Raw genomic sequence first — 14738 nt, forward strand, 5'->3', positions numbered from 1 at the left:
CATCATGCTGGCCTTGAGCACTCTGGATTTATTTTTATCCATCAACGAAGGCGAGCTGCTGGACGATTTTATCCTGACGCTGCTTGCCAGCCCGCAGTTAGCCGTGTTCATGGAAAAATACCCGCTGTTCAAAACCGTTTTGCTCAAGCGCATGCCGGTTATCCGGCAACGTTTGGCACGGGTATTGATGGAAACCCGGGTTTCATCCGAACTGGCCACGGAGTTTTACCACTTCCAACACTGCCAACTGCTATCGCCAGGCGAGTTCAGGGACGCGCTTGCCCCCACCCTGGAACTGCTGCAGCGGCTTTCCTCGCCTTTTTATCCGGAGGCCGCAAGCCTGGCCGCGGCGGCGACCTTTGCCCGGGCGCGCCCGCAGGAAAGCTTTCATCCCCTGTTTTTACAGCGCTGGCGCATCGACCTGACGCTGAGGGCGGTCACCCTGCACCATCAGTTGCTGGATACGGAACGCGAGCTGCTGCTTGACGAGCTCGCGCAGCAGCTGGCGACCAGCGGCGCGCTGGCGCCCCTGATGGCGGAAAACGAAGCCGCGGCCGGACGTTTGTGGGACATGGCCGCCGCGCAAAGGCAGCAGCAGGATTACCGCCAGTTGGTCCATTACGGCGAGTTTTTACGTCGGCAACCGGAATTACGCCGGCTGGCCGAAAGCTTGGGACGCAGCCGGGAAGCCCACGCCGCCGCCGCTCCCGAGGCGCCGCAGCAATGGATGCGACTGCGGGTGCGCGAACCCATGGTACAACCCGAGGAAGTCGGCGGTATTCACCAAAGCGACGATCTGTTGCGGTTGCTGCCCACCGAGCTGGCAACACTGGGTATTGATGAATTGGAGTATGAATTCTACCGGCGGTTGCTGGAGAAACGCTTGCTGACCTATCGCCTGCAGGGCGAGGGCTGGCGGGAGCGGGTGGTAAAACAGTCGGCGCAGGGCGAGCAGCGGCAACCGCAGCCGCGGGGGCCGTTTATCGTCTGCGTCGATACGTCCGGTTCGATGGGCGGATTTAACGAGCAATGCGCAAAGGCGTTCTGCCTGGCGCTGATGCGTATTGCGCTGGCGGATAACCGGCGCTGCTATATTACGCTGTTCTCCACCGGCATGGTCAGCTATGAGCTTAGCGCCCTATCCGGGCTGGAACAGGCGATCCGTTTTCTCGGCCAGCGCTTTAGCGGCGGCACCGACTTGACCGCCTGCATCGCCGCCCTGGCCGATCGGCTGGATACGCCCGAGTGGCGGGACGCGGACGCGGTAGTGATCTCCGATTTTATCGCCCAGCGTTTGCCGGACAACCTGGCCGCCAGGATAAAACAGCAGCGGCAGCGGCAGCTTCAGCGGTTTCATGCCGTTGCGCTGTCGTCCCTGGGAAAACCGGGTATCCTGAAGATATTCGATCATATCTGGCGCTTCGATACCGGCCTGAAAAACCGTTTGCTACGACGCTGGCGCCGTCAGGACTGACCGCCGGCAGCAGGGGTCGCCTGTTGTCACCAAAGAGGAAATAATGCCGGAAAATTATCAGATAGATGCGCTCGATCGCGCCATTTTGCAGGCGCTGATGGCCAATGCCCGTACCGCCTATGCCGAGCTTGCCAAGCAATTAGCGGTCAGCGCCGGCACCATTCATGTGCGGGTGGAGAAAATGAAGCAGGCGGGTATTATTACCGGCGCCCGGGTAGACGTCAGCGCCAAGCACCTGGGTTATGACGTCTGCTGCTTTATCGGCATCATTCTCAAGAGCGCCAAGGACTACCCGTCGGCGCTGAAAAAACTCGATGCGCTGGAGGAAGTGGTGGAAGCCTATTACACCACGGGGCATTACAGCATTTTTATCAAAGTCATGTGCCGCTCCATCGATGCCTTGCAGGAAGTACTTATCAACAAGATCCAGACCATTGATGAAATCCAATCCACGGAAACGCTGATCTCGCTGCAAAACCCCATCAGCCGTACGATCGTCCCCTGACGGCAAATTGTTATACCCCTATTGTCCACAGGTAGATCCCAGGCGATACACAGCGTACAATATCGGCTCTTTGATCAGACGGAAAGAATATGGCCGATATAACGATCGTCAGTGGCAGCACCCTGGGCAGCGCCGAATACGTGGCGGAACACCTTGCCGGTATTCTTGAAAATCAGGGGTTTACCGCCACTGTGCTGCACGGTCCCGAATTGGAAGAGATAACTTTGGAAGGCCTGTGGCTGATCGTATCCTCGACGCACGGCGCCGGGGATCTGCCGGATAATTTGCAGCCGCTGTTTGAACAACTGGAAACCGAGCAGCCGTCGCTGGCCAATGTTAGATATGGCGCGGTCGGCATCGGCAGCAGTGAATACGATACCTTTTGCGGGGCGATCGATGCTATCGATCGTCACATGATCGCGCGCGGCGCGGTGCGCATCGGCGAAATATTAAAGATCGATATCACGCAACATGAAATTCCCGAGGATCCGGCGGAAGAATGGGCGGAAAGCTGGATCGACTTAATAAAAACTAAAAAAGATCGCTGATTTTTTGTGTATAAGTATGCTTAAAACCCGCCTATAACCGGTACTTATCCACTGTATAACCCTTGTGCGTTTTTCAATCAGTGGATAAGTACCGATCTTGATCCCAGCTTATACCGTTTGGGATCACCGATCATTCACAGCAAACGATCGTCAGCAACGATCTGATATTGCGGCTGTTTAAAGGCTTATCCACAGAGGATCGCGATCATAGTAGTAGACATAATAAAGAGATCTTTAAATAAAAAGATCTTTCTTTAATTACCTGCGGATCCCCAGGGCTTGTATCACCCGCAAAGTTGAGTAGAATCCACTTTCCCAACCGCCCTTGACGATCGTTCGCCCCAGGCGATGGCCCCATGCGAGGAAGAGTTATCATGTTTTATCCCGATCAATTTGACGTCATCATCATCGGTGGCGGCCATGCCGGCACCGAAGCTGCCATGGCGGCGGCCAGGATGGGCCGCAAGACCCTGCTGTTGACGCATAATATTGATACGCTTGGACAAATGTCCTGTAATCCGGCAATCGGCGGGATAGGCAAAGGCCATTTGGTCAAGGAAATCGACGCCATGGGCGGCCTGATGGCCAAGGCGATCGACCTGGCGGGGATACAGTTTAGGATACTAAACGCCAGCAAAGGGCCGGCGGTGCGCGCCACCCGTGCCCAGGCGGATCGGCTGCTGTATCGCCTGGCGATCCGAACCGCATTGGAGAACCAGCCCAACCTGATGATCTTCCAGCAGGCGGTGGAAGATCTTATCGTCGAAAACGATCGCGTGGTCGGGGCGGTGACCCAGATGGGCCTGAAATTCAGGGCCAGGGCGGTGGTACTGACCGTCGGGACTTTCCTGGACGGCAAGATCCACATCGGCATGGATCATTACAGCGGTGGCCGGGCGGGCGATCCGCCGTCGATCTCATTGTCCAAACGTCTGCGTGAGCTGCCGTTCCGGGTAAAACGCCTGAAAACCGGCACCCCGCCGCGCCTGGACGCCAGAACCATCGACTTCAGCCAGCTGGCGACCCAGCAGGGCGATGTGCCGTTACCGGTATTCTCGTTTATGGGCTCGGTTGAACAGCATCCGCGCCAGGTGCCTTGTTATATTACCTACACCAATGAGAACACCCATGAGGTGATCCGGCAGAACCTGGATCGCAGCCCGATGTACGCCGGCGTCATCGAAGGCGTGGGACCGCGCTATTGTCCTTCCATCGAAGACAAGGTCATGCGTTTTGCCGATCGCGACTCCCATCAGATTTTCCTTGAACCTGAAGGGCTGACCAGCAATGAAGTTTATCCCAACGGCATTTCCACCAGCCTGCCGTTTGATGTGCAGATGAAAATCGTGCATTCGATGAAAGGACTGGAAAACGCCGCCATCGTTCGGCCCGGCTATGCCATCGAGTATGATTTTTTTGATCCGCGCGATTTGAAGCAGACGCTTGAGAGCAAATACATTGCCGGATTATTCTTCGCCGGGCAGATCAACGGTACCACCGGCTACGAAGAAGCCGCCGCCCAGGGCATGCTGGCGGGCATCAACGCCGGCCGCCTGGCCAATGACCAGGAAGGGTGGTTCCCACGCCGCGATCAGGCCTATCTGGGCGTGCTGGTGGATGATCTTTGCACCCTGGGCACCAAGGAACCCTATCGTATGTTTACCTCGCGCGCTGAATACCGGCTGCTGCTGCGCGAGGATAACGCGGATTTACGCCTGACCGAAACCGGCCGGCAGCTGGGGCTGGTGGACGATGAGCGTTGGGCGCGCTTTAGCGAGAAACTGGACAATATCGAGCGGGAGCGCCAGCGCCTGCGCGACGTCTGGGTTAATCCCCGCACCGCCGAGGTTGAACAGATCAACCTGCTGCTTAAGGCGCCTTTGTCACGCGAAGCCAGCGGCGAAGAACTGCTCAGGCGTCCGGAGATGACTTACGGCGTCCTGACCGGGCTACCGATGTTTTCGCCCGCGCTTACCGATCCGCAGGCGGCGGAGCAGGTGGAAATCCAGATTAAATATGCGGGTTATATCACCCGTCAGCAGGAAGAGATCGACCGCCAGCTGCGTAATGAAAATACCCTGCTGCCGGCGGAGCTGGATTACCGGCAGGTATCAGGCTTGTCCAATGAAGCGATCGCCAAGCTTAACGATCACAAACCCAATTCCATTGGGCAGGCCTCACGCATTTCCGGCATCACCCCGGCGGCGATTTCCATTTTGCTGGTATGGCTGAAAAAGCAGGGCATGCTGCGCCGCAGCGCCTGAGATGACATGTCCGCCACCCCGCTTATTTTTAAGGATCCCGCCATGCTGGCCAAACTGGAAGTCTTACTCAACGCCGCCGGCATTGCGCTGCCCGATGGGCAAAAGCGGCAGCTGGTACGCTACGTTGAACTGCTGGATAAATGGAACAAGGCGTATAACCTGACGTCAGTGCGCGATCCCGCGCAAATGCTGATCCGCCATATTCTGGATAGCATCGTGGTCGATCCGCATCTGCGCGGCCGGCATTTTATCGATGTGGGCACCGGCGCCGGCTTGCCCGGCATTCCGCTGGCCATCGTCCGCCCCGATTCCCGCTTTACCCTGCTCGATAGCCTGGGCAAGCGCATTCGCTTCCTGCGCCAGGTGCAACACGAACTGCGGCTGGACAATATCGAACCGGTGCAGAGCCGGGTGGAGGACTATGCGCCGGTCACGGGTTTTGACGGCGTTATCAGCCGCGCCTTTGCTTCGGTGGGCGATATGCTGGCCTGGTGTCATCATTTGCCCGCCGTGCCGGCAGGCCGTTTTTATGCGCTTAAAGGGCAGGTGCCGGCGGAGGAATTGTCCGCGTTGCCGGAAAAATACGTGCTGGAATCAGTGATTACGCTGTCCGTGCCGCAATTGCAGGGCGAGCGGCATTTAGTGGTGATCGGGGTGCGTTAAATTTGTTTTTTATCAATAAAAGATTGAATAGAATTATCGCGGTTTTTGCCGGACGGCCGCATTTCCCGGCGGTGTAATTTCAAATCTCGGTTACTTAAATTTTACATTATTTTATCATATTGTATTGTCGCTCATTTAGTTCTAAGGCTAATAGTCACTGTGTAAAATATATGTGTCCAAAAATGTCAGTGATATTACCGCCGGCTTTGGCAGAGAATAAGCCGCCTCATCACACTCCGGCGCGATTGTGATGATATAAGGCTTTTTAAGGACACGTTAATATATAACTGTTTGAAAATTAATGTGTTTTTATAGTTATTTTAATGAGAGGCAAAAAAAGCCCGCCGACGAGCCATAAAAATTAGCGAACTATAACGTGATCAGACGCACAGTTTCAGAAGCAATAATTGCCCAAGCAGTATAAAGTTATGCATGGTATCATTCCCGCGCTTTAGCGGGGAAAACGGGTAAAACGAAGGAATTTAAATTATTGTTCACCTTTTCGCTACTTATGCATTGAATTCGTAGTGTCTACCCGTATAATTTGCACGTTTTTCGCTACTTGACTCATCGCGCTAAAGGCAGTTTTATACACCTTCAGCCTGACCGGAACAGGTATGGGGGAAGTGAAATAATGTCCTTTTCCCTCTACAGTGGGAAAGTTGCTGGAAAAGTGTTGTTTATCCAGTTATTGACGTTGGGCCTGCTGGGCGCGTTGTTCGCCTTGCGCAGCCCGCAGTGGGCCGCATCCGCCCTGGGCGGAGGATTGGCGGCCTGGCTGCCGAACGTGTTGTTTGTACTCTTTACCTGGCGCCATCAGGTGAAAGTTCCGGCCGCGGGGCGTGTTGCCTGGTCTTTTGCCATCGGAGAGGCGCTCAAGGTCGTCGCTACCATAGCTTTGCTTATCGTAGCGCTTGGGATGTTCAGGGCCGCGTTTGTTCCATTGGGCCTGACCTATTTATCGGTGCTGATTGTGCAGATATTGGCACCGGCCGTAATTAACAACAAAGGGTAAGAGGCATCATGTCTGCATCAGGAGAAATCTCTACTCCACAGGAATACATAGGCCACCACCTGAACAACCTTCAGTTGGACCTGCGTACTTTTGAACTGGTTAATCCCCATAACGGCCCGGCAACATTCTGGACGCTGAACATTGACTCCATGTTCTTTTCCGTTCTGCTCGGCGTGATTTTTATTACGATTTTCTCGCGCGTCGCCAGAAGGGCTACCAGCGGCGTTCCCGGTAAACTGCAGACGGCGGTTGAACTGATTATCGGGTTTGTCGACGGCAGCGTGCGGGATATGTTCCACGGTAAAAGCAAACTTATCGCGCCGCTGGCGCTGACCATCTTCGTCTGGGTTTTCCTGATGAACCTGATGGATTTGCTGCCTATCGATCTGCTGCCGACCATCGCCGAGCGTTATATGGGACTACCGGCGCTGCGCGTGGTGCCTTCCGCCGACGTGAATATCACCATATCCATGGCGCTGGGGGTCTTTATCCTCATTCTCATCTATAGCGTGCGGATGAAAGGGATCGGTGGTTTTGTCAAAGAACTCACCATGCAGCCGTTTAACCATTGGGCGTTTATACCCATCAACCTGATTCTCGAAGGCGTGAGCTTACTGTCCAAACCAGTTTCCTTAGGCCTTCGGTTGTTCGGCAATATGTATGCGGGTGAGTTGATCTTCATTCTGATTGCCGGTCTGTTACCGTGGTGGTCGCAGTGGATCCTGAATGTGCCCTGGGCCATTTTCCACATACTGATCATTACGTTGCAAGCCTTTATCTTTATGGTGCTGACGATTGTCTATCTAGCGATGGCGTCCGAAGAACACTGATATTTTTACAATACTGTTGCGTTTAATCTGAAACAAACTGGAGACTGTCATGGAAAACCTGAATCTCGATCTGCTGTACATGGCTGCCGCTGTGATGATGGGTCTGGCGGCAATCGGTGCTGCGATCGGTATCGGCATCCTGGGTGGTAAATTTTTGGAAGGTGCAGCGCGTCAGCCGGATCTGATCCCTCTGCTGCGTACTCAGTTCTTTATCGTTATGGGTCTGGTCGACGCCATCCCGATGATTGCCGTGGGTCTGGGACTGTACGTGATGTTTGCCGTAGCGTAGTGTGTAGCATTGCGTGAAATTAATACAACATCAAACCGTTAACTTTATAAGAGGCATTGTGCTGTGAATCTTAACGCAACAATCCTCGGCCAGGCCATCGCGTTCATCCTGTTTGTCCTGTTCTGCATGAAATACATATGGCCGCCGCTTATCGCAGCCATAGAGAAGCGTCAGAAAGAAATTGCTGATGGCCTCGCTTCTGCGGATCTGGCGAAAAAAGAGGTGGATATCGCGCAAGCCAATGCGACCGATCAACTGAAGAAGGCCAGAGCCGAAGCCCAGGCAATCATCGAGCAAGCCAACAAGCGCAAAGCTCAGATTATGGACGAAGCGAAAGCGGAAGCGGAAGACGAACGTAACAGAATCGTAGCGCAGGCTCAGGCAGAAATTCAGGCCGAAACCAAACGGGCTCGTGAAGAGCTGCGTAAACAGGTCGCGCTGCTGGCTTTAGCGGGTGCCGAGAAGATCATCGAACGTTCCGTGGATGAAGCTGCCAACAGCGACATCGTAGATAAACTGGTCGCTGAACTGTAGGGAGGGAGGGGCTGATGTCTGAATTAGTAACGGTAGCTCGCCCCTACGCCAAAGCAGCTTTTGACTTTGCCGTCGAGCATCAAAGCGTTGAACAGTGGCAGGCTATGCTGTCGTTTACCGCCGAGGTTAGCCGCAACGATCAGATGGCTGAACTGTTATCCGGTGCGGTTGCACCAGAAACACTGTCGGAAACGTTTATCGCGGTATGCGGCGATCAACTCGACCAGGCGGGCCAGAATCTTATCAAGGTCATGGCCGAAAACGGACGATTAGCAGTTTTGCCGGATGTGCTGGAACAGTTTATGGAGATGCGCGCCGCGCACGAATCGACTGTGGAAGTGGACGTCATTTCCGTAAGCCATCTAAAAGACGAGCAACTGGCGAAAATTACTGCCGCGATGGAACAACGTCTGTCACGCAAAGTTAAGCTGAATTGCAAAATTGATAAGTCTGTCATTGCCGGCGTGATTATTCGCGCGGGCGATATGGTGATAGACGGCAGCGTACGCGGTCGTCTCGAACGACTGGCAGACGTATTGCAGTCTTAAGGGGACTGGAGCATGCAACTGAATTCCACCGAAATCAGCGAACTGATCAAGCAGCGCATTGCTCAGTTCAATGTGGTGAGCGAAGCTCACAATGAAGGTACTATCGTTTCCGTGAGTGACGGGATTATCCGTATTCACGGCCTGGCCGAAGTCATGCAGGGTGAAATGATCGCCCTGCCGGGCAACCGCTTCGCTATCGCCCTGAACCTGGAACGCGACTCCGTCGGCGCCGTGGTGATGGGACCCTATGAAGACCTGGCCGAAGGCATGAAGGTCAAGTGCACCGGCCGCATTCTGGAAGTGCCGGTTGGCCGTGGCCTGCTGGGCCGCGTGGTCAACACGCTGGGCGCGCCCATCGATGGCAAGGGCCCGGTAGAGAACGACGGTTTTTCCGCCGTCGAGGCTATTGCGCCGGGCGTTATCGAACGCCAATCCGTGGATGAGCCGGTACAGACCGGTTATAAATCCGTGGATGCCATGATTCCCATCGGCCGCGGCCAGCGCGAGCTGATCATCGGCGACCGCCAGACCGGTAAATCGGCTCTGGCGATCGATGCGATTATCAATCAGCGCGAATCCGGCATCAAGTGCGTCTATGTCGCCATCGGCCAGAAAGCCTCCACCGTGGCGAACGTCGTGCGCAAGCTGGAAGAGCACGGCGCCCTGGCCAATACCATTGTCGTGGTTGCCACCGCGTCCGAATCGGCCGCCCTGCAATACCTGGCGCCGTATTCAGGCTGCGCCATGGGCGAGTATTTCCGCGATCGCGGCGAAGATGCGCTGATCATCTATGATGATTTGTCCAAACAAGCCGTGGCTTACCGTCAGATTTCCCTGTTGCTCCGTCGTCCGCCTGGACGTGAAGCCTATCCCGGGGACGTATTCTATCTTCACTCCCGTCTTCTGGAACGTGCGTCGCGCGTCAACGCCGAATACGTAGAAGCCTTTACCAAGGGTGAAGTGAAGGGCAAGACCGGCTCGCTGACCGCATTACCGATCATCGAAACCCAGGCGGGCGACGTTTCCGCGTTTGTTCCGACCAACGTGATTTCCATCACCGATGGCCAGATCTTCCTGGAATCAAGCCTGTTCAACGCCGGTATTCGTCCCGCCGTTAACCCCGGTATTTCCGTATCCCGTGTGGGCGGCGCAGCCCAGACGAAGATTATGAAAAAACTGTCGGGCGGTATTCGTACGGCTTTGGCTCAGTACCGTGAGCTGGCCGCGTTCTCCCAGTTTGCTTCCGATCTGGATGAAGCAACGCGTAAGCAGCTGAATCATGGACAAAAAGTGACCGAACTGTTGAAGCAGAAACAATATGCTCCCATGTCGGTATCGCAGCAGTCCCTGGTGTTGTTCGCCGCTGAACGTGGTTACCTGGAAGACATCGAACTGGCAAAGGTCGGCGACTTCGAGGCCGCGCTGCTGGCCTACGTAGACCGCGAGCAAGGCGATTTGATGCAACAAATCAACCAGACCGGCGCTTATAACGATGAAATCGAAGGCAAGCTGAAAGGCATCCTCGATAACTTCAAGGCAACCCAGTCCTGGTAACGCGCTATGGCCTGTTTCGGCAGGCCATGACGCCATGAGGAGAAGCAGAGATGGCCAGCGCCAAAGAAATACGTACTAAGATCGCCAGCGTGCAAAACACGCAGAAGATCACCAAAGCGATGGAGATGGTTGCCGCATCCAAAATGCGCAAATCGCAGGAGCGTATGGCGGCCAGCCGTCCTTATGCAGAAACTATGCGTAATGTGATTGGTCACCTTGCTTTGGGAAATCTGGAATATAAACATCCTTACCTGGAAGAGCGCGACGTCAAGCGCGTCGGGTATCTGGTGGTGGCCACCGACCGTGGTCTGGCCGGCGGCCTGAACATTAACCTGTTCAAAAAAGTGCTGACGGACATGAAAGCCTGGAGTGAAAAGGGCGTTGATGCGGAACTGGCGCTGATCGGCTCCAAGGCGGTGTCGTTCTTCAACGCCGTCGGCAGCAACGTGGTTGCCCAGGTCACCGGCATGGGGGATAACCCCACGCTGTCTGAACTGATTGGGCCGGTTAAAGTCATGCTGCAGGCGTATGACGAAGGCCGCCTGGATAAGCTCTATATTGTCAGCAACAAATTCGTTAATACCATGTCCCAGGTACCGCAACTGCTTCAGGTCCTGCCCTTGCCGCCCGCGGAAGATGGGGAAGAGCTGAAGAAGAAAACCTGGGATTACCTGTATGAACCCGATCCCAAGGCGCTGCTGGATACATTGTTGCGCCGTTATGTGGAATCGCAGGTTTATCAGGGCGTCGTTGAAAACCTGGCCAGCGAACAGGCCGCGCGAATGGTAGCGATGAAAGCCGCAACGGATAACGGTGGCAACCTGATCAAAGAGTTGCAACTTGTTTACAATAAGGCTCGTCAATTCAGCATCACTCAGGAACTCACCGAGATCGTTTCGGGAGCCGCCGCGGTTTAGGTTTAGGGTTACGAATTACGTAGAGGATTCAAGATGGCTACTGGAAATGTTATCCAGGTTATCGGCGCCGTGGTTGACGTCGAGTTCCCGCAGGATGCTGTACCTAAGGTGTACAACGCCCTTGAAGTGGAAAACGGCGCCGCCAAATTGGTGCTGGAAGTAGAACAGCAGTTAGGCGGCGGCGTTGTCCGTTGCATCGCCATGGGCTCGTCCGACGGTCTGCGTCGCGGCCTGAAAGTGACCAACCTGGAACGTTCGATCGAAGTGCCGGTGGGTAAAGCCACGCTGGGCCGCATCATGAACGTGCTGGGCGAACCGGTCGATATGAAAGGCGAGATCGGCGAGGAAGAACGTTGGTCCATCCATCGTCCGGCGCCGAGCTATGAAGATTTGTCCAGTTCGCAGGAACTGCTGGAAACCGGCATCAAGGTTATCGACCTGATGTGCCCGTTTGCCAAAGGCGGTAAAGTCGGCCTGTTCGGCGGCGCCGGCGTGGGTAAAACCGTCAACATGATGGAGCTTATCCGTAATATCGCCATCGAGCATTCCGGTTATTCGGTGTTTGCCGGCGTGGGCGAACGTACCCGCGAAGGGAACGACTTCTACCACGAAATGACCGATTCGAACGTTATCGACAAAGTATCCCTGGTGTACGGCCAGATGAACGAGCCGCCGGGAAACCGTCTGCGCGTGGCGCTGACCGGGCTGACCATGGCGGAAAAATTCCGTGATGAAGGCCGCGACGTCCTGCTGTTTATCGATAACATTTATCGTTATACCCTGGCCGGGACCGAAGTATCCGCGCTGCTGGGCCGTATGCCTTCAGCGGTAGGCTACCAGCCGACGCTGGCGGAAGAAATGGGCGTGCTGCAAGAACGCATCACCTCCACCAAAACCGGTTCCATCACCTCGGTACAGGCGGTATATGTGCCTGCGGATGACTTAACCGACCCGTCGCCGGCGACCACCTTCGCCCACCTTGACGCCACCGTGGTATTGAGCCGTCAAATCGCCTCACTGGGTATCTACCCGGCGGTTGACCCGCTCGACTCCACCAGCCGTCAGCTGGATCCGTTGGTTGTCGGCCAGGAACACTACGACGTGGCCCGTGGCGTGCAGTCCATCCTTCAGCGTTATCAGGAGCTGAAAGATATTATCGCCATCCTGGGTATGGACGAACTGTCAGAAGATGACAAACTGGTGGTGTCCCGCGCACGTAAGATCCAGCGTTTCTTGTCGCAACCGTTCTTCGTCGCCGAAGTGTTCACCGGTTCGCCGGGTAAATATGTTTCCCTGAAAGACACTATCCGCGGCTTTAAAGGCATCATGGACGGTGAATACGATCACCTGCCCGAGCAGGCGTTCTATATGGTCGGTTCCATTGATGAAGCAGTGGAAAAAGGCAAGAAACTGTAACGCTGTGATAGGAGGGTGATATGGCTGCAAATACTTACCATCTGGATGTCGTCAGCGCGGAACAGAAAATGTTTTCCGGGCTGGTGGAAAAAATCCAGGTGACGGGAAGCGAAGGCGAACTGGGGATTTTTCCCGGCCATGCCCCGCTGCTCACTGCCATTAAGCCCGGTATGGTGCGTATCGTCAAAGAACATAACGAAGAAGAGTATATCTACCTGTCGGGGGGCATCCTCGAGGTGCAACCGGACATCGTTACCGTTTTGGCCGATACCGCCATTCGTGGCAAAGATCTTGATGAAGCGCGCGCAATGGAATCCAAGCGCATGGCGGAAGAGCATATCAATAATTCACATGGTGACGTGGATTATGCTCAGGCCTCGGCCGAACTGTCCAGGGCCATCGCCAAGCTGCGGGTCATTGAATTGACCAGAAAAGCAATGTAATCAAGCTAGTGTGATTAAAAAGCCAGTCCTTTGTGACTGGCTTTTTTATTGGAATTCATTCTCTTCCACGCATAGAGTGTCACAACTTGACGCTCTTATTTTTCGATCTGAAATAAGTTTCACCTTCTTCGCCTACCTAAACCGCTAATTCCAGCCTGTACCTGCGGTAATTGGCCCCGAAACGCCCACTATTTCCGCATTGCGTCCTAAACCGGGTAAAATGATCCCGGCTTACGTCATTATGCGGCCATAATGTGTTTTTCGGCCCAAAATATGTGGTAATCCCTTCTCTGAACGGGTTTACTTTCGTCTATTGAATCAGGTTCATCAGGATGGTTATGTCGAATCGATTGATGAGCGTAGTGATCCTTGCCGCCGGCAAGGGCACCCGCATGTATTCCGATCTGCCCAAGGTCTTGCATCCGTTGGCTGGCAAACCGCTGGTCAGGCATGTTATTGACGCCGCCGCCGCCCTGGGCGCGGCGCGTATCCATTTGGTTTACGGCCACGGCGGCGAGCGACTGCGGCAGGCGTTGGCCGGCCCTGGTCCGGAACTGAGCTGGGTATTGCAGGCCGAACAGCGCGGCACCGGCCATGCCATGCAGCAGGCGGCGCCGTTTTTCCAGGATGATGAAGATATCCTGATGCTGTACGGCGATGTGCCGTTGATAGCGCCGTCAACCCTTGAGCGCCTGGTGGCCGCCAAGCCCGAGGGCGGTATCGGCCTGCTGACCGTTACCCTGGACGATCCTACCGGCTATGGCCGCATCGTGCGGGAAAACGGCAATGTATGCGGTATCGTCGAGCACAAAGACGCCGACGAGGCGCAGCGGGGCATCCGCGAAATCAATACCGGCATCCTGGTGGCCAACGGCGCCGACCTGAAGCGCTGGTTAAGCCGGCTGACCACCAATAACGCCCAGGGAGAGTATTACCTTACCGATATTATCGCCCTGGCCTGGGGCGAGGGCCGGCGTATCAATACCGTTAACCCCGATCGCCTAAGCGAAGTGGAGGGCGTGAATAATCGTTTGCAGCTGGCAACCCTTGAGCGGGTTTATCAGCGCCAGCAGGCCGAAAATCTGCTGTTGGCCGGGGTCATGCTGCTCGACCCGGCGCGTTTTGATTTGCGCGGCGAGCTGACGCACGGCCGCGATGTGACCATTGACACCAATGTCATTATCGAGGGCCGGGTATCCTTGGGCAACAATGTGGTTATCGGTACCGGCTGCGTATTAAAAGACTGCGACATTGGCGATAACGTGGTGGTCAGCCCCTACACGGTCATGGATCAAGCCCGGCTGCGTGCGGACTGTACCGTCGGGCCGTTCGCCCGCCTGCGGCCCGGTGCGGAGCTGGAAGAGGGCGCCCATGTCGGCAATTTTGTCGAGATGAAAAAAGCGCGCCTGGGGCGCGGATCCAAGGCCGGGCACCTGAGCTATCTGGGTGATGCGGAAATTGGCGCCGGTGTGAATATCGGCGCCGGCACCATTACCTGCAATTATGACGGCGCCAATAAACACCAGACCGTGATCGGCGATGATGTCTTTGTCGGCTCGGATACCCAACTGGTGGCGCCGGTTACCATAGGCAACGGCGCCACCATCGGCGCCGGCACCACAGTTACGCGCAGCGTGGGGGAAAACGAACTGGTGCTTAGCCGGGTGCGGCAGGTGCATATCACCGGCTGGCAACGGCCGGTTAAGAAGCATCGTTAATGGTATTACGCGCAGTTTGT

Annotated in this window: 15 protein-coding genes; all 15 read left to right on the top strand. The window is 55.3% G+C overall.

The genetic code is table 11. From position 1 onward, the window contains the following. Positions 1 to 4: 4 nt before the first annotated feature. The 15 genes from viaA to glmU all read left to right on the top strand — a co-directional run bounded on the left by viaA (position 5) and on the right by glmU (position 14718). A complete protein-coding gene (gene viaA / locus ACL2XN_RS17585; protein WP_410012833.1) occupies positions 5 to 1474 on the top strand; it encodes an ATPase RavA stimulator ViaA in 1470 nt (489 codons plus the stop codon). 43 nt (positions 1475 to 1517) lie between these two features. Continuing rightward, the gene (asnC, locus tag ACL2XN_RS17590) at positions 1518 to 1979 is read left to right on the top strand and encodes a transcriptional regulator AsnC (RefSeq protein ID WP_410012834.1); all 462 of its coding nucleotides are present in this window, start codon (positions 1518 to 1520) and stop codon (positions 1977 to 1979) included. Positions 1980 to 2068: 89 nt separating this feature from the next. Next, on the top strand, positions 2069 to 2527 hold the full coding sequence (gene mioC, locus ACL2XN_RS17595) for an FMN-binding protein MioC (protein ID WP_410012835.1): 459 nt from the start codon (positions 2069 to 2071) through the stop codon (positions 2525 to 2527). A 374-nt stretch (positions 2528 to 2901) separates the two neighbouring features. Continuing rightward, positions 2902 to 4791 carry a tRNA uridine-5-carboxymethylaminomethyl(34) synthesis enzyme MnmG gene (gene mnmG, locus ACL2XN_RS17600; RefSeq protein WP_410012836.1) on the top strand — a complete coding sequence of 630 codons (1890 nt, stop codon included), beginning with the start codon at positions 2902 to 2904 and terminating at the stop codon, positions 4789 to 4791. Positions 4792 to 4833: 42 nt separating this feature from the next. Next, positions 4834 to 5454 (top strand): 16S rRNA (guanine(527)-N(7))-methyltransferase RsmG, encoded by a 621-nt coding sequence (rsmG, locus tag ACL2XN_RS17605; RefSeq protein WP_410016672.1) that lies wholly within the window; start codon positions 4834 to 4836, stop codon positions 5452 to 5454. Between the two features lie 634 nt (positions 5455 to 6088). Beyond that, positions 6089 to 6469 (top strand): F0F1 ATP synthase subunit I, encoded by a 381-nt coding sequence (gene atpI, locus ACL2XN_RS17610; protein WP_410012837.1) that lies wholly within the window; start codon positions 6089 to 6091, stop codon positions 6467 to 6469. 8 nt (positions 6470 to 6477) lie between these two features. Next, positions 6478 to 7299, top strand: a complete 822-nt coding sequence (gene atpB, locus ACL2XN_RS17615) for a F0F1 ATP synthase subunit A (protein WP_410012838.1) — start codon at positions 6478 to 6480, stop codon at positions 7297 to 7299. Between the two features lie 49 nt (positions 7300 to 7348). Next, positions 7349 to 7588, top strand: a complete 240-nt coding sequence (gene atpE, locus ACL2XN_RS17620; RefSeq protein ID WP_132924133.1) for a F0F1 ATP synthase subunit C — start codon at positions 7349 to 7351, stop codon at positions 7586 to 7588. A 63-nt stretch (positions 7589 to 7651) separates the two neighbouring features. After that, entirely contained in the window at positions 7652 to 8122 is a 471-nt protein-coding gene (gene atpF / locus ACL2XN_RS17625) for a F0F1 ATP synthase subunit B (RefSeq protein ID WP_410012839.1), read from the top strand. 14 nt (positions 8123 to 8136) lie between these two features. Beyond that, positions 8137 to 8670: a F0F1 ATP synthase subunit delta gene (gene atpH / locus ACL2XN_RS17630; RefSeq protein ID WP_410012840.1), complete on the top strand. Its 534-nt coding sequence runs from the start codon at positions 8137 to 8139 to the stop codon at positions 8668 to 8670. Between the two features lie 12 nt (positions 8671 to 8682). Then, positions 8683 to 10224, top strand: a complete 1542-nt coding sequence (atpA, locus tag ACL2XN_RS17635; RefSeq protein WP_410012841.1) for a F0F1 ATP synthase subunit alpha — start codon at positions 8683 to 8685, stop codon at positions 10222 to 10224. A 50-nt stretch (positions 10225 to 10274) separates the two neighbouring features. Next, the gene (gene atpG / locus ACL2XN_RS17640) at positions 10275 to 11141 is read left to right on the top strand and encodes a F0F1 ATP synthase subunit gamma (RefSeq protein ID WP_410012842.1); all 867 of its coding nucleotides are present in this window, start codon (positions 10275 to 10277) and stop codon (positions 11139 to 11141) included. A 33-nt stretch (positions 11142 to 11174) separates the two neighbouring features. Continuing rightward, complete coding sequence (gene atpD, locus ACL2XN_RS17645; RefSeq protein ID WP_410012843.1) at positions 11175 to 12557, top strand: F0F1 ATP synthase subunit beta; 1383 nt, start codon at positions 11175 to 11177, stop codon at positions 12555 to 12557. A gap of 20 nt (positions 12558 to 12577) precedes the next feature. After that, positions 12578 to 13000, top strand: a complete 423-nt coding sequence (locus tag ACL2XN_RS17650; protein ID WP_410012844.1) for a F0F1 ATP synthase subunit epsilon — start codon at positions 12578 to 12580, stop codon at positions 12998 to 13000. A 338-nt stretch (positions 13001 to 13338) separates the two neighbouring features. Next, a complete protein-coding gene (gene glmU, locus ACL2XN_RS17655; protein ID WP_413729169.1) occupies positions 13339 to 14718 on the top strand; it encodes a bifunctional UDP-N-acetylglucosamine diphosphorylase/glucosamine-1-phosphate N-acetyltransferase GlmU in 1380 nt (459 codons plus the stop codon). The last annotated feature ends 20 nt before the right edge of the window (positions 14719 to 14738 follow it).

It is taken from the genome of Sodalis sp. RH22, assembly GCF_047324165.1.
GTDB lineage: Bacteria > Pseudomonadota > Gammaproteobacteria > Enterobacterales > Enterobacteriaceae > Acerihabitans.